The sequence below is a fragment of the uncultured Prevotella sp. genome, from assembly GCF_946407605.1.
Taxonomy (GTDB): domain Bacteria; phylum Bacteroidota; class Bacteroidia; order Bacteroidales; family Bacteroidaceae; genus Prevotella.
On the sequence record NZ_CAMJOS010000001.1, the window covers coordinates 241697 to 257986 of the forward strand.

Annotated in this window: 11 protein-coding genes and 1 tRNA gene; 10 read left to right on the forward strand and 2 right to left on the reverse strand. The window is 48.1% G+C overall.

Annotated elements, in window-relative coordinates; translation table 11 throughout:
- Nucleotides 1–178: 178 nt before the first annotated feature.
- A complete protein-coding gene (locus Q0R57_RS00955; protein ID WP_294742976.1) occupies nucleotides 179–7027 on the reverse strand; it encodes a choice-of-anchor J domain-containing protein in 6849 nt (2282 codons plus the stop codon).
- Nucleotides 7028–7313: 286 nt separating this feature from the next.
- On the opposite strand from Q0R57_RS00955, the gene argS reads away from it, so the two are divergent.
- Together argS and Q0R57_RS00965 are read left to right on the forward strand one after the other, a co-directional pair.
- On the forward strand, nucleotides 7314–9098 hold the full coding sequence (gene argS / locus Q0R57_RS00960) for an arginine--tRNA ligase (protein WP_294742979.1): 1785 nt from the start codon (nucleotides 7314–7316) through the stop codon (nucleotides 9096–9098).
- Nucleotides 9099–9127: 29 nt separating this feature from the next.
- On the forward strand, nucleotides 9128–9595 hold the full coding sequence (locus tag Q0R57_RS00965; protein ID WP_294742981.1) for an RNase H family protein: 468 nt from the start codon (nucleotides 9128–9130) through the stop codon (nucleotides 9593–9595).
- Here Q0R57_RS00965 and ribD read toward each other — a convergent pair.
- Complete coding sequence (gene ribD, locus Q0R57_RS00970; protein ID WP_294742983.1) at nucleotides 9540–10490, reverse strand: bifunctional diaminohydroxyphosphoribosylaminopyrimidine deaminase/5-amino-6-(5-phosphoribosylamino)uracil reductase RibD; 951 nt, start codon at nucleotides 10488–10490, stop codon at nucleotides 9540–9542. The two genes, Q0R57_RS00965 and ribD, sit on opposite strands and share 56 nt — an antisense overlap.
- A gap of 58 nt (nucleotides 10491–10548) precedes the next feature.
- Between ribD and prmC the strand changes: the two genes are divergently transcribed.
- The 8 genes from prmC (at nucleotide 10549) to Q0R57_RS01010 (ending at nucleotide 15921) form a co-directional block, all read left to right on the forward strand.
- Nucleotides 10549–11409 carry a peptide chain release factor N(5)-glutamine methyltransferase gene (gene prmC, locus Q0R57_RS00975; protein ID WP_294742986.1) on the forward strand — a complete coding sequence of 287 codons (861 nt, stop codon included), beginning with the start codon at nucleotides 10549–10551 and terminating at the stop codon, nucleotides 11407–11409.
- Nucleotides 11400–11888 carry a regulatory protein RecX gene (locus Q0R57_RS00980; protein WP_294742989.1) on the forward strand — a complete coding sequence of 163 codons (489 nt, stop codon included), beginning with the start codon at nucleotides 11400–11402 and terminating at the stop codon, nucleotides 11886–11888. Before prmC ends, Q0R57_RS00980 begins: the two co-directional genes overlap by 10 nt.
- Nucleotides 11866–12564 carry a ComF family protein gene (locus Q0R57_RS00985; RefSeq protein WP_294742991.1) on the forward strand — a complete coding sequence of 233 codons (699 nt, stop codon included), beginning with the start codon at nucleotides 11866–11868 and terminating at the stop codon, nucleotides 12562–12564. The genes Q0R57_RS00980 and Q0R57_RS00985 overlap by 23 nt, the downstream gene beginning before the upstream one ends.
- A 75-nt stretch (nucleotides 12565–12639) precedes the next feature.
- Nucleotides 12640–13272, forward strand: a complete 633-nt coding sequence (gene pyrE, locus Q0R57_RS00990; protein WP_294743018.1) for an orotate phosphoribosyltransferase — start codon at nucleotides 12640–12642, stop codon at nucleotides 13270–13272.
- Nucleotides 13273–13284: 12 nt separating this feature from the next.
- A complete protein-coding gene (locus tag Q0R57_RS00995) occupies nucleotides 13285–13698 on the forward strand; it encodes an SRPBCC family protein (protein ID WP_294742994.1) in 414 nt (137 codons plus the stop codon).
- A gap of 107 nt (nucleotides 13699–13805) precedes the next feature.
- On the forward strand, nucleotides 13806–15149 hold the full coding sequence (argH, locus tag Q0R57_RS01000; RefSeq protein ID WP_294742998.1) for an argininosuccinate lyase: 1344 nt from the start codon (nucleotides 13806–13808) through the stop codon (nucleotides 15147–15149).
- A complete protein-coding gene (locus Q0R57_RS01005; RefSeq protein WP_294743000.1) occupies nucleotides 15146–15757 on the forward strand; it encodes a hypothetical protein in 612 nt (203 codons plus the stop codon). The genes argH and Q0R57_RS01005 overlap by 4 nt, the downstream gene beginning before the upstream one ends.
- A gap of 79 nt (nucleotides 15758–15836) precedes the next feature.
- A tRNA-Leu gene (locus Q0R57_RS01010) sits at nucleotides 15837–15921 on the forward strand.
- The last annotated feature ends 369 nt before the right edge of the window (nucleotides 15922–16290 follow it).

The following is a 16290-nucleotide window of genomic DNA, read 5'->3' on the forward strand; positions in this document are numbered from 1 at the left end:
GAAAATATACTTTTCTTATTCATTTCCGAGTGATAGTACCTTCGGCAGAGCCAAAGGTACAAAAAAAATATGAATCTGTAACACAAATTAGACAAAAAAAAGAAAGGCGCAACATTTGTTACACCTTTCTTTTTATTATTGGTTCTGAATTACTTATTCACAACCTTGAGCTTTATTCTCACTTACGCACGACCACTTTTTTGCCATTCTTGATGTACAGACCCTTCTTGGTCACGTTCACCTTCTGGCCGTTCAGGTTGTAAATGCTCTTGGCTTTCTCCTCGTTCTTCATAGCGTTGATACCATCAACAACAGGCATCTGATACCATACACCGAAGTTGTCGAAGTAGTAGTCAACAGCTGACTTCTCTTCCTGCAGGTTGAAGGCAATGCTGAACAGACCGTCACCGGAACCGTTACCGTTGTCGCCCTTAGCCATAGCAGCAGTTACATCAACATCAGCGCTGAAGTGCTGCCACTCGCCAGTGAAGTTCACGTCGCCCATCATAGCCCAGTGCAGATAGTTGCCAGGATTAGAGTGAGCCTGAGTAGAAGCCTTAGCGGCCTTAGAAGCCTTGTAGTCGAACTCAATGTGAATCTTAGAGCCTTCGGGCAGCTTCTCGTTCAGCTGGATCCAGAACTGAGAATCCCAAGCCTGAGCACCAGAATTAGCAGTGTCATCACCAGCCTTCACTACGATACCGCGGCTGTTGTTCTTACCAGCACCAGCAACGATGCGTGAAGGAACGATGTCAGAAGAAGGATATTCCTTAGAAACGAAGCTTGCAACGTTGTCGCCAGCCAGGTTACCGTTGGCAATAGCCTTAGTCCAACCCTCGGGAGCTTCGAGCTCAGGATCGTCATCATTAACTTCTACACCATAATAGGTCAGACGGAAGTTATCCCAAACGGTCCAGTCAGTACCCGGATGATCGGTCTTCTTGACACCGATGGTCAGCTGACCATCCTTAACGATAATCTCAGCAGACTGTTCATAGATACCATTGCTGAATGCGAAGCTTGCATCACCCTGGGAGAAAGGAAGTTCTTTACCAAGAGCTGTCAGAGCTGCAACAGCGGCATCATCAGCGATACTGGTCAGAGCAAAGGTAGTGTCGTTTGCATATACGAACGAGTTGATAACCTCTGTACCATCAGCATGAGCTGCAACAGCTACTGCATTGGTGTTATCACCGGTATTGTTGTAACGATAGAAACCGTTCCATGTCAGTTTGTAGATACCATCGGGCACTGAAATAGTCTGATGTACATCGAAGAGCTGTGAGTTACCACCCCACTTCTCAGCATTGAAGTTATCGTTGGCACCACCAATGCCATAGTCATCACCCTGCCAAGTAGCCTTGTTTGAAGCGCGGCCAAAGTTCGGGTTCACAATCAGGAAGGTAGCATCAACAGGATTCTCTGCGTTTGCTTTCTTCAGCATAGCCAGACGATCCTCTGCAGGAACGAACTTCCAGTATGCCTTCTCAGCAACCTCAGGCATTGCGCCTACAGAAGTCGTGGTAGCCTCACCACCGTCCCAGAACAGAACATTTGTTCCATCGGTAGACAGCATGAACACGCCATCCTTACCTTCAACGGGATCAAGAATCCAGTTGCTAAGATCACCATTGTCAACATAACCATTGAAACCAAGGTGCTTACCAGGATATACAGATGCAGTTGTCAACTCATACTTACCATTAGCCAATACAGCCTCAATCTCAAGACCGCCCTGCTTGGTAATAGAAGCGCGAGTACCCCAGTCGTTGGCACCAACAACATAGCCATCAGCAGCGACATTCAAGAGGTAGTACTTGCCCTCAGCAATCACAGGCTCAACAGGTGCGATTGTAATCGTATCGGTAACAGCCTTAGACTCAGAACCGTTAGCATAAACGGCACTTACACCGAATACCTGCTCACCGGCAGCAATCTTCTCGAACGGTACATTGTAAGAAGTCTTTTCAGCCTCAGCGGTTCCAATCTTCTCACCGTTGTAGTAGATGTTGAATGCCGTAGGAACAGGAGCGCTAGCACCTGCAGCAGCAAATGTCACATCATCAACCAGCAGACCGAAGACATCGGTAGAGGTATGACGAATGGCAAAGAACTTAGAACCAGCAGGCAGTTCTGCGGTGAATTCTTCCCAGTCAGTTGCTGTGGTAGAGTAGTCTGCAACCTTTGCAAAACTTGCGGCCTGATTGTCGGTAGACGAAGCCAGTACCTCGAAGGTCTCTGCACCATACTGGTCAGTGACAGTGCGAGCGAAGAAGCTGATGGTCTGTGCATCGCCAGTCAGTTCAGGAGAAATCAGCCAGTGGTCAGCAGCGGGAGCATTACTGTTTTCATCAACGGGGCAGAACGACAGCAGGAACTGATCACCGCTATGTGGCGCATAGGTCTCAGCGACGCTCTCAGAAATTGCATTTGGATCGAATACGATAAATGCCATCGGCTGATAAGCATTCTCAAATTCAATGTTTTGGAAGCCATAAGTTCCGATACCATTACCATCGTACAGAGTCCAGTCACCGAATGCGCCATAGTGCTCCTCAGCGGTGATACCGCCAAGGCTGAACGGCTCGAATACGGTCTGATCCTCGAATTCTTCTGTTTTAGCAACAGCTGCTTCTTCCTCAGCGCCTTCCTCAAACATTGCCCATGTCAGGTCTACGCCTCTAACGCCCTTATCCTCAGCAAGCAAGCTTGCAGGAGCGATAGCAGTAGGCTCCTTCACAGTGATAATGGTGCTTGCAGTGTTATCATCGGGGTACAGCTCGTTCCCGAAATCAACATTAACAGTCAGCGTTACATCGCCAGCCTCGTCGAATACAGATGTCTCATAGTCAACCTCGATAACATCCTTTGCGAAAGAATCGAGAGCCTTATCGGCAACAACAGTTGTCAGAACCTTACCATTAGCCTTAATCTCTACGGTGTAACCCTCAGCGGCATTCTCACCCTCATTTGTTACAGTAGCAACAATCTTGGCCTTCTGACCAGCAACAACAGACTTCGGAGCCTGGATATCAGCTGTCAGGTTGTACTCATAGAGGTCAACAATGCGGATATTGTCGATGACAACATAGTCCTCATACTGGCTTAAGCTTGCTGTTGGGATAGTAGCAAGGATTCCTACTGAAGAGAATGCCGTACCCTTGACACTGCTCAGAGCCTGCTTAATGGTGGTGTAATCAGATGTAATATCGAACTCACCAAGAACAGTGTATTCAGCACCGTCAGCAGAACCAATAACCTTCACCTTATCCACATTCAGACCATTCTTGGCATCGAAGATAATCGTTGGGTTAACAGCAGAAGCCAAATCAACTCTTGGCAGAGCGAAGAACACCTCAGCAGAGGTACCGTCATTATAGAGCTTCAAGGCAACGCCATCCCCATCAGAAGAAGCATTATCAATACCTAAGCCACCATTAGATTCCCAATTGTAATGGAGTTGGTTACCAACGAAACTTTCAGCAATAGGCAGTTCATAAGGAGCACCAACCAAAACATAGGTGTAAGCGTCAGCAGGGTCGGTTTCATCAGTACCATCGCTTGCTGAGATACCGAAGTACTTGTATTCCTGGTCACCCACCAAAGTATTGAAGTCAACAGTAGCAGTTGTTGCACCAGTTACAGTTGCAAGAGCATCATCAGCAACAAGTTCCTGCATAGTCCAACCTGGGATAATCTCTACCTCTTCAATGTGCATTGAGTAAACAGTATAGACGATAGCATCAGTATTGATATAACCGCCATGTACACCTTCAGCAGGTTTCCATGTGAAGGTAATGTTAGAAGCAGTTACACTAGTAGCAGCAAAGTCAGGTACACCACCCAACTCGTCAACACCAATATATACGCTTGCCTTTTCAGACTTCAGACCATCACCAGACTCATTGGCTGCAACCAGATAATATGTATAGGTCTTACCGTCCTCTACGTTGGTATCTTTCCAAGTCTGAGCAGAACCAGCTGCAAAACCTGTCAGCGTGTTAATCAGCTCGCCATCGCGATAGATCTTCACGTCAACATTACCAGTCAGAGCCTCACCGTTGATAGCCTTAGCAGGAGCTGTGAATGACAAGTTAGCCTCCAAAGCGCCCTCTGCGCCAGCAGCAACAGCAAAGTCAGCAATAGCTGCAGGAGCTGTAGCCTCAGGAGCGAGTTCAATGGTCAGCGAGCTGATAAGCAGATTGAACTGATCGGCAGGAGAAATAGCGTGGATAGCAATATAGTACTGACCATCCTCAGCAGGTTTGAACATACCTTCATAGTCAATAAATGCTTCCTGACTTTCAGCAACTGTTTCAGGAATAATGGTCTCAGTCAGACCTTCAACAGTAGCAGTCTTACCAGCCTTCACCTCGAATTTCTCTACATAACCCGTGTTCTTTGCTGCAACAATAACATTGTAGGTCTTACTAGCCTCCAGATTGAAGGGCAGCGTAATCAGATAGTCATCAGCATCATTAGTGCCACTGTATGGGTAGTAAGCACCGTTAGATGCACTCCAAGACCAGGTCTTGCCATCAGCGTTGTTATCAATAACACCGAAGAGATCCAACAAGTTCTGTGAGAAATCGAAGGTATAAGGAACATCCAGAACAACAGAGAGGAAGATGCTCTTCTCCTCGCTCTTCACACCAATTCCAGCTGCATTGTAAGGAATCACCTGATAGGTATATGTACCTACCTTCAGGGCCTCATCGTTGTCAACATAGTTCACCTCAGCGCCAGGAGCAACATTCTCCAAAGTCTTAATGACAGCACCGTCGCGAAGAATCTCAATCTTTGTCAGGTTGTCAGTCAAGTCATCACCGCCAGAAGTCTTGGTAGGAGCCTTGAATGAAACAGTCACCTCCAGTTTGCTTTCTGTCTGAGTAAGAGCGAAATCTGTTACAGCAGCAGGAGCATCAGCTTCAACACCTGCTTCAACAAGGAAGTTAGCGACCATCAGTCTGAACTGATCGGCATCACTGATAGCATGGATACCAAAGTGGTAATAGCCAGTCTCAGCAACCTCAACGGCCTCGTTCTCAAAAGTAACAAATTCTGCATTATTGACTACCTGCTCTTCAATTACGGACTGTGTCAGAGCAGAAGCTTTAGCCTCAGCACCCAGCAGCACCTCAAACTTCTCAGTATAGCCATTGTTCTTTGCATCAATAGCAAAATGATACTTCTTACCGGCCTCCAGCTTGATAGCAGGAGAAATCAACCAGTCGTTAGCAGCATTTGTAGAAGAATAGCTGTAGTTTGCACCATTGCTAGCACTAAATGACCATGTCTTACCGTCATTATTGCTATCGATAACGCCAAACTCTCCGAATGAAGCCTCAGAATCCAGTGCATTGCTGTAAGGCAGTTCTTCAACATTGGCGCCAGTCTCAGCCACAGCCTCACCATAAGGCTTAATGGTGTACCACTGAATTTCAGTCTCGTGCGTCTCACCACCACCAGTGTAGATAGACTTAATACCAATCTTATTCCATGAAGCAGAATAGAGATCGTTCAGATAAATCTGAGTATCATAGAAGTCGTAGTTCTCTGTGAAACCATAAGGAATCACGGTCATATCCTCTGTCAACTTGGAATGAGTAGCAGGGGTAAAGGTCAGCGGAGTAACAACTTCCATTACATCCGTAAAGATCTCATAAGACAGCTTCGATGCCACCAAAGGATTGCCCTCTGTATCCTGAAGAGGTACATTGAAGGTAATATACCAACCATAGTCACCATTCTGCAGATCTGTAATTGCAGGATTTGCTGGTGTTGCAGCAATCTCATAAACTCTGCTGAGAACTGGATCAGTATAATTTCCATCGTAATACTTTCCACCCAACACGCCAAATACCTGACCAGTAGCACTATAAGTATCGGCCTCTGCATCATAAACGAAGGTTGTAGCACCATTATAGAAGAAGTATGAATCATAGCCAGAATACTGACCCATGTACTGATTGCCAGCGAAGGTAACGTTATTACCGTCCTTAGTACCCTTTACCCATGCATCGGGGATATAACTACTCATACCCTGGAAGTAAACGTCATTGCCGTCAACAGCGACTTTTACTGGGGAAGAACCTGTAGTGTAAGACATTACATAGTCAACTGCCTCTATGCCAGCAGGAGGAGTAACAACCTCGGGACCAACAGGTTCATTCTTGGAGAATGTTGGAGAAACCCAATAGCAATAGGGCGAAACCTGGTCTGTTTTTGAATTTTCCAAGATGAATGTTGTAACAGCCTCCAAAACGCCTTCTTCCGCACTATAGTTGAATACGATGCTTTCAGATACTGTCTGACCATCTTCACTGCCAACAATGTACTCAGGTCCATATTCATCTTCACCTACGAGCTGACCATTGGCAAAAGTAGCAGTGGTACCATTAATTGTTCCCTGAATCCATCCTTCTTCGAACCAATATGCCAAACCTTGGATGTAGATATCAGTACCATCAATAGCCACGCTGACAGTTTCCATATCTGCCGTAGCATCTTGCCAACCAGACGAGCCATTGACATAGAACGAACCTTCTGCGGTATACCATGTCTCCACAGTGGCCTCTGCAGGAGGTGTCACCTGTCTAACTCCTGTTGCAAGTCTTGAACGACTAATAACGGGCTGAGTCTGACGATCCAACCCATTAATAGGCCTTTGAATTTGAACTAAAACAGAATTACGCAAATAATTAGATTTCTCAAGGCCACGAATTGTTTCATTGAGCTTACGCTCCATCTCTTTTGCCAAAGCAGCTTTTTCCTTGTGTGCATTGTCTACACAGGCTTTCATCATACCGACGAAGTCTTGTCCGGTAAAGGTTTGGCCTTCATTTTTACTCTCAGCCTTCAGGCGTGCGGCCTGAGCTTTCTTCAGATCAGCAGGCTTCAGCGGACCAGCTTTCAGCGCCGCATATTGCGGCCTGGCCTGCTTCTTCACTACTAACTGAGCATTGATTGGTAATGCCAGCAGCGTGGCTGCCAACACTAACAACGAAAATGTAAATTTCTTACTCATAAGTAACTTAAAAAAATTAATAATAAACGGAAAATTATAAAATTCGGCTGCAAATTTACTACTTTTTAATCGAAAAACATACAAAAATCGAATAAATTATTACTTTTTATACTTTGGGTTGTTTTATATCAAGAAATTGGAGCTGTAGAATAAAATACCATATTTAAGGTATCTGGCCCCAATTATGCCACTTTCGAAGGCATATCAAACAACAAACCGACATTTTATTTGCCTATTCCAATAAAATATTGTACCTTTGCACCCCACATTATTATATATAGCGATTATGAATATCGAGACACTGATAAGTCAAGCTGCTGGTGAGGCCGTGAAGGCACTCTATGGCATGGAGGCTAACGAAAAGATGCTGCAGTTGCAGAAGACACGCAGCGAGTTTGAGGGTAACCTGACACTGGTAGTCTTCCCCTTTGTGAAGGCTGCAAAGAAATCACCCGAGCAGACAGCTCAGGAGATTGGTCAGTATTTGGTCGGCAACTGTTCGGCTGTTGAGAAGTTCAACGTGGTAAAGGGATTCCTGAACCTGAGCATCGGCGAAGGTGCATGGCTGCAGTTACTGCAGGCCATCGATCAGGACGACCGCTTCGGCATGAAGACTGCAAACGAGGATTCTCCCCTCGTGATGATCGAGTATAGCTCCCCCAACACCAACAAGCCTTTGCACCTTGGTCATGTGCGCAACAACCTGCTGGGTTGGTCGCTGGCCCAGATCATGGAGGCCAACGGCAACAAGGTGGTGAAGACCAACATCGTAAACGACCGCGGTATTCATATCTGTAAGTCAATGCTGGCTTGGTTGAAGTACGGCAATGGCGAGACACCCGAATCGTCTGGCAAGAAGGGCGACCACCTGATTGGTGACTACTACGTAGCCTTCGACAAGCACTATCGTGAGGAGGTTAAGGAACTCATGGCTCAGGGCATGGACGAGGAGAAGGCCAAGCAGGAGGCTCCGCTGATTAAGGAGGCTCATGAGATGCTGGTGAAATGGGAGAACAACGACCCTGAAGTTCGCGCCCTGTGGGAGAAGATGAACAACTGGGTGTATGCCGGCTTCGACGAGACCTACAAGAAGATGGGCGTTGGCTTCGATAAGATTTACTACGAATCACAGACCTACCTGAAGGGTAAGGCCAAGGTAGAAGAGGGACTCGCCAAGGGACTTTTTGAGCGTCACGAGGACAACTCTGTTTGGGCCGACCTGACCAACGAAGGTCTGGACCAGAAGCTGTTGCTCCGTTCTGACGGTACTTCAGTATATATGACGCAGGACATCGGTACTGCCGAGATGCGTTTCCAAGACTACCCCATCGACAAGATGATCTATGTGGTAGGCAACGAGCAGAACTACCACTTCCAGGTGCTCTCTATCCTGCTGGACCGTCTGGGCTTCAAGTGGGGCAAGGAGCTGGTACACTTCTCTTACGGTATGGTGGAATTGCCTAACGGCAAGATGAAGAGCCGCGAGGGAACGGTTGTTGACGCCGACGACCTGATGGCACTGATGGTAGAGGATGCCTACAAGACCTCGATGGAACTGGGTAAGTTTGACGACATGACCGAGGAAGAGCGCCGCGAGATTGCCCGTATCGTGGGTATGGGTGCCCTGAAGTACTTCATCCTGAAGGTGGACGCAAGAAAGAACATGCTGTTCAACCCCGAGGAGAGTATCGACTTCAACGGTAACACAGGTCCTTTCATCCAGTACACCTACGCTCGTATCCGCTCAATTCTCCGCAAGGCAGGTAATCAAAATTCTCAATTCTCAATTCTCAATTCTCAATTAAGCGAGAAAGAGATCGAGCTCATCCAGAAGATGTCTGAGTTTGGCGCTGCCGTGGAGCAGGCAGGTAAGGACTACTCTCCCTCTGGTATCGCCAACTACTGCTATGAGCTGACGAAGGTGTTCAACCAGTTCTACCACGACTTCAGCATCCTCAACGAGCCCGATGAGCAAAAGAAGGCCGTACGCCTGATGCTGGCAAAGAACGTAGCAAAGATTATCAAAAACGGTATGGGACTGTTGGGCATCGAGGTGCCCGAGCGCATGTAATGTATGTTGCTATGCCATAGCAACAAACAATGAAGACTATGCAGAACCCTCCCGACTATAGACACGACACCGTACTGCCCTTGCCCATGGAGGTAAGGGCAGACGCGTGGGCTGTGGATGCTGCTTGCAGCGGCAACCCCGGTCCTATGGAGTATCAGGCCATCGACCTGCAGACAGGTGCACAGGTATTCCATTTTGGTCCCATGAAAGGAACTAACAACATTGGCGAGTTCCTGGCCATTGTCCATGCCTTGGCCCTCTGTTGGCAGAAGGGACTGCATAACAAAATCATCTATTCCGACTCCTACAACGCCATCCTCTGGGTGAACAAGCGCCAGTGCAAGACCAAGTTAGAGCGTACCCCTGAAACGGAGCCGCTCTATCAGATTATCCTTCGCGCCGAGACCTGGCTGCGCACCCATAATTTCCGCAATCCCATCATCAAATGGGAGACCCAGAAATGGGGCGAGGTGCCAGCCGACTTCGGTAGGAAATAATCATATTACCATCATAATCATGTTGCGCCACGACTTCTGCATCAGCCGGAAGTTGTGGCGCTCTTGTTCCACCACCTACCGTCAAACGCATATTCGTCTCCACACGAATCTCATCCCACAACCCTTGCGCCAGAAAAGAGTCAAGCGTCTTTCGTCCCCCCTCCACGATAAGCGACTGTATATGATGGGCATGAAGCACCTCAAGATTTAATGGATGCTGACGGTCTATAACCAAACGCTTTGGATTCGGACCTGCCCACTGACGAACCGTCAGCTGCGGGTGTTCACGGTCATCGGTAACACGTCCCACCAGAATGGCATCTTCTTCAGCACGCAACTTATGACTGAGCATCTGAGTAAACGGTGTGGAGATAGCCAAAGCCTGACCATGATCATCTATAAAGCCATTAGCCGTCTGTGCCCATTTTAATATAATGTATGGACGTTGCAAGCGGTGATAGGTAAAGAAACGACGGTTCAATGCCTTGCACTCATCTTCAAGCACACCTACCGTCACCTCAATGCCGGCATCCTGTAACTTCTTGATGCCCCTACCCTGCACCTCGGCAAACTCGTCAACACATCCCACCACTACACGCTTCACACCTTTCTTGATAATAAGATCGGCACAAGGAGGTGTTTTGCCATAGTGCGAACAGGGTTCCAACGATACATATACCGTAGCCTCACTCAGCAGTTTCTCATCCTCAGCACTTACAGAGGCGAAGGCGTTAACCTCAGCATGTCCCTGACCGCAGCGCACATGATACCCCTCACCAATGATTCTACCATCAGCCACTATCACAGCTCCCACCATTGGATTCGGCTTTGCATTCTGCTGTCCGTTCTGCGCCAGTTGCAGGCAGCGCCACATATAATTTTCGTCTTCCGTCATAAAAATTTCAATTATCAATTGTCAATTATCAATTAAATGTAGTATCTTTGCAAACGTTATGACCTACGAAGAATTCTGGCATCCATTGCAGACGCTCTATGAGACTGGCGAGGCGAAAGCCATTGCCCGCACCGTGCTGGAGGTATGTTTCAACCTGACGATGACCGATATTCTCTGTGGCAAAGTTACACAATTATCGGCAAACGACCAAAACAAACTGAAAGAAATTCTTCAGCGCCTGCTTACTGGCGAGCCGGTACAGTATGTATTGGGCGAGGCTGATTTTGGCGGAATATCTTTCCACGTAGAACCTGGCGTACTGATTCCAAGACCTGAGACCTACGAGCTTTGCCAATGGGTATTGGAGGAAAGTGAAAAGTGGAAAGAGGAAAAAAGAAACACCTCCTTCCTCGACATTGGCACAGGCAGTGGATGCATCGCCATCACGCTTGCCCTTGGCATCCCAGAAGCTCACATGACTGCCTGGGACATCTCCGACAAGGCTCTGCAAATAGCGGCAGAGAACGCCAAACGTACCAATGTTAACGTGTCGTTTGAGAAAGTAGATGTACTAAACACTCCCCTCCTTTACAGGGAGGGGCTGGGGGTGAGTCTTGACATCATTGTCAGCAATCCACCTTATATATTAAATAAGGAACGCGCGGGTATGGAAAGAAACGTTTTGGCGTTTGAACCTCATCAGGCCTTGTTCGTGCCCGATGACGACCCGTTGCTATTCTATCGTGCCATCACTCATTATGCTGCCAAGGCCTTGAAGCCTGATGGAAAGCTATTCTTTGAAATCAATCCACTCTGTGTGGAAGAGATGAAAGTCATGCTGCAACAGGAAGGTTTCCGGCATACAGAGATAAAAGAAGACCAGTTTGGCAAACAAAGATTTACGAAATCATGGTTATAAAGAAAGAAATGACGGGCAAGCAAGCCTACCAAAAGCTCACGGACCTCTGTGCACACAGCGAACACTGTCAGCAGGAGATGATTGAAAAGATGAGGCGATGGGGTGTCAGCGAAGAAGAGCAGGCACAGGTCATGGAACGTCTCGTCAAAGAACGATTTGTTGACGATGCCCGTTTTGCCCGAGCTTTCATCTACGACAAGATCCGCTATAACAAATGGGGACGCCGCAAAGTGGAACAGGCGCTATGGATGAAACGTATTGACGACAGCATCAGCAAGCCTCTGCTGGATGAGGTTGACGATGACGAGTACATCCGTATTCTCCAACCCATGCTGAAACAGAAGCACAAAAGCATTCGTGCCAAGAGCGAATATGAAGCCACCATGAAACTTATAAAATTCGCTCTGAGCCGTGGATTCGGCATGGATATCATCAGACAATGCATTGAGGTAGAAGATGAGGACGAGTTTGCTGAGTGAGTTTCTGGACCTGTTATCACCAAGGGTATGTACCATCTGTGAACGACGGCTGGCTGCCGACGAGCCACTAATCTGTTCACGATGCATGTCAGAACTGCCAGTCACCCCATACTGCGAATCACCTTACGACAACTGGATGGCACGACTGTTCTGGGGACAGTTTCCCGTAGAAAAAGTCTCGGCATGGATATTCTTCCGTCCGCACTCTGTCACCAGTAAGATGATCTACGACCTGAAATATCACGGACAGTCAGAAACAGGCGAATGGATAGGCCAGTTGATGGCCATCCGACATCAGGCATACGGGTTCTTCGATGGTATCGACGCCATCGTTCCTGTACCCATCACCCGACGCAGATTATGGGAACGCGGTTATAACCAAAGCGAGCAAGTGGCTCGTGGCATCAGTTTTGAGACCCACCTCCCTATATATAATAAGGTAGTACGAAGAAAACATTTCTCACAGAGTCAGACACATCAGACAGCGATGGAACGACGAACAAACGTAGAAGATGCCTTCATGTTGGTAGATGCTGAAAAGATAAAAGGCAAGCACCTGCTGATTGTCGATGATGTTATCACCACTGGCGCCACGGTCATTTCCTGTGCCCAGGAACTGGCTAAAGCCGAAGGTGTTCGCATCAGCGTCCTCTCCATCGGACTGACGAAAGAGTAAATAATTAAAATTTTCAATTTTCAATTCTCAATTTTCAATTATCTTTTGTACCTTTGCACTCAAAATAATCATAACATTATGGATATCAAGAAACAATTCGCTCAGAAACTGATGGACATCAAAGCCATCAAGTTGCAGCCCAACGACCCGTTTACATGGGCCAGCGGCTGGAAATCACCTATTTATACAGATAACCGCAAGACGCTGGGACACCCTAGTTTGCGTTCGTTTGTAAAGCTGGAACTCTGTCACGTCATCCAGGAGCAGTTCCCCGAGGCAGAAGCTGTAGCAGGCGTGGCCACTGGTGCCATCGCGCAGGGTGTGCTGGTTGCCGAGGAGCTGGGTCTGCCCTACTGCTATGTCCGTCCGAAGCCGAAAGATCACGGCATGGGCAACCAAGTGGAAGGTGAGATCAAGAAGGGCTCGAAGGTTATCGTGGTAGAAGACCTCATTTCTACTGGTGGCTCTTCGCTGAAAGCTGTAGCTGCCCTGCGCGAATATGGTGTTGAGGTTATCGGCATGGTGGCATCGTTCACCTATGGTTTCCCTGTTGCTGAAGAGGCCTTCCGCGAGGCTGGTGTCAAACTCATCACCCTGAGCAACTACGATGCCGTCATCGAACAGGCCGCCGAAACTGGCTATATCAAGGAAGAAGAGAAGGCCGTGCTGGCTGAATGGAGAAAGGATCCTAGTGTCTGGGGCGTATAAAACAATTGCTTTATGAAGAAATTTGAAAGTAGCATCAAGCAGATTCCTTATTCACAGGAGGCTGTCTATCGCAACATCAGCGACCTGAGTAACTTGGAGCGTGTTCGCGACCGTGTACCTTCCGACAAGGTAAAGGATTTTTCTTTTGACCACGATTCAGTAACCATCAGTGTGGATCCTGTTGGCCAGATAACCCTGCGCATCGTGGAGCGTGAAGAGCCGAAATGCGTCAAGTTCGAGACCACGCAGTCGCCTATGCCCTTCAACCTCTGGATACAGGTGCTTCCCATCAACGAGACCACCTCGAAGATGAAGGTGACGGTAAAGGCCGACATCCCCTTCATGCTGGCAGGCATGGTGGCTGGTCCTATCCAGGATGGCGTAGAGAAAATTGCCGACGCCCTGGCGCAGGTTCCTTATGTATAATTAATAGTGTAGAGTTTAGAGTGTAGAGTTTGCTACCGCCTTAAGATGGGGCATGCTCTACAGCGGTAGCAAACTCTAAGCTCTACACTCTAAACTCTACACTAATTATGAAACTTTGGGAGAAAGACTTTGAGATAAACAGCGAGATAGAGCGCTTTACCGTGGGCAGAGACCGCGAAATGGACCTCTACCTGGCACCTTACGACGTGCTGGGCTCCATGGCCCACATCACCATGCTCGAGAGTATCGGACTGCTGGGCAAAGACGAGTTGCCTGTACTGCTCAACGAGTTGAGAAACATCTACGAGCTGGCACAACGCGGCGAGTTCGTCATCGAGGACGGCATCGAGGATGTGCACTCACAGGTGGAACTAATGCTCACCCGTAAACTGGGTGACATGGGCAAGAAGATTCACTCGGGCCGTTCACGTAACGATCAGGTGCTCGTTGACCTGAAGCTCTTCACGCGTCATCAGCTCCAGCTGGTGGCCGAAGCAGTAAAGGACCTCTTCGACCAACTTATTGCCAAAAGTAATCAGTATAAAGACGTGCTGATGCCAGGCTACACACATCTGCAGGTGGCCATGCCCTCCAGTTTTGGTTTGTGGTTTGGTGCTTATGCCGAGAGTTTGGCCGACGATATGCTCTTCCTGCAGGCGGCCTATAAGATGACCAACCGCAACCCCCTGGGTTCTGCCGCCGGCTACGGCTCGTCGTTCCCCCTGAACCGTCAGATGACCACCGACCTGCTGGGCTTCGACTCAATGGACTATAACGTGGTCTATGCACAGATGGGCCGAGGCAAGATGGAGCGCAACGTGGGCTTCGCCATTGCCACCATCGCTGGCACGATGGCAAAACTGGCCTTCGATGCATGCTTGTTCAACTGCCAGAACTTTGGCTTTGTGAAACTACCCAAGGAGTGCACCACGGGGTCGAGCATCATGCCTCATAAGAAGAACCCCGATGTCTTCGAACTCATCCGTTCGAAGTCAAACAAGCTGCAGAGCCTGCCCCAGCAGATCACGTTGATGATGAACAACCTGCCCGTGGGTTACTTCCGCGACCTGCAGATTATCAAAGAGGTCTTCCTGCCTGCTTTCGACGAGTTGCTCGACTGCCTGCGTATGACAGCCTATATCATTAATAAAATAGAGGTGAACGACCATATCCTTGATGACCCACGCTACGACCCGATGTTCTCCGTTGAAGAGGTGAACCGTCTGGCAGCTGAAGGTATGCCTTTCCGCGATGCCTACAAGAAGGTTGGACTCGACATTGAGGCTGGCAAGTTCACGCCCTGCAAGGACATTCACCATACCCATGAGGGCAGCATCGGCAACCTCTGCAACGACCGCATCGAGGCCCTGATGCAGAGTGTGCTCGAAGGTTTCGCTTTCGAGCGTGTAGAACAGGCTGAGAAGCAACTCCTGAACGCATTAAGCGAATGATGCGACTCAAGAACACATGGCGCAAATTATTATGCATGAAGCATTATGCTTTATGCATCATATTGCTCATGGCGTGTAGTGCCGAAAACAAATACAACACTTACTACCCCGTTAACTTTGTGTTCTTCACAAGCCTCTACCCCACCAGCGCCCTGACAAGGGCTGTGGGTAGTCCTGGCATGTTCTGTATTGTGAAGCCCTATACAAGTCAAGGCGTAACACATCTGAAGCTGACGCCCAACCAAGGGTCATGGCAAGCGTCCGATCTTGACTTGGTCATGAGAACAGCTATCGGCAACGAGAAGCTGTCATATACCAGTATGGGAGCGGGGCGAGGTCTTGTCATAGGCCACTCCAACTCCTTCGGTCTAAAGGCCTACGACCTGCAATGTCCAAACTGTTTAGAAGAATACGGTGCTGCCAAATACGAGTTGCATTGGACAAAGAACGGACGCTTTCTGGAATGCGACAAATGCAAACGAGTGTACAATCAAGATAATGACGACGGCTATATAGCAGAAAACGGACATGATGGCGACAAGATGCTTATCCAATACCGTTATGTCAATTTCAACAGCACCGAGGGACGTCTTGTTGTACACAACTGATAAAAAAGTCACGAAAAGTCTTGGATATTCCGAGAAATAGCAGTACCTTTGCACTCGCTTTACGAAAAGTAGAGTTGCTGCCGCGATGGTGGAATGGTAGACACGAGGGACTTAAAATCCCTTGACCAGGAATGGTTGTGCGGGTTCGAGTCCCGCTCGCGGCACAGAAAGGACAGACGTTGGTCTGTCCTTTTTCTTTTGTTTTCGTTATTCCGTTATACCATGATTTCGTTATTACGACATAACGTTATAACGTCCTAATCCAAAAAGGGTATTGATGGGGACATCTGTCGTACTACTCATAGTGTAGCCATACTCTACCTATACTCTACCCATACTGAATGAGTAAGCCTAGAGTATGGCTAGAATATGCCTAGAGTATGGCTAGAGTATGGCTAGAGTATGCTTAGAGTATGGCTAGAAGCTGTATAACAACAAAAAGAAGCCCTGAATCATTTCTGACTCAGGGCTTTACTTAAAAAAGATGGCGGCCTCCTACTCTCCCGCATTGCATTGCAGTACCATCGGCGCAA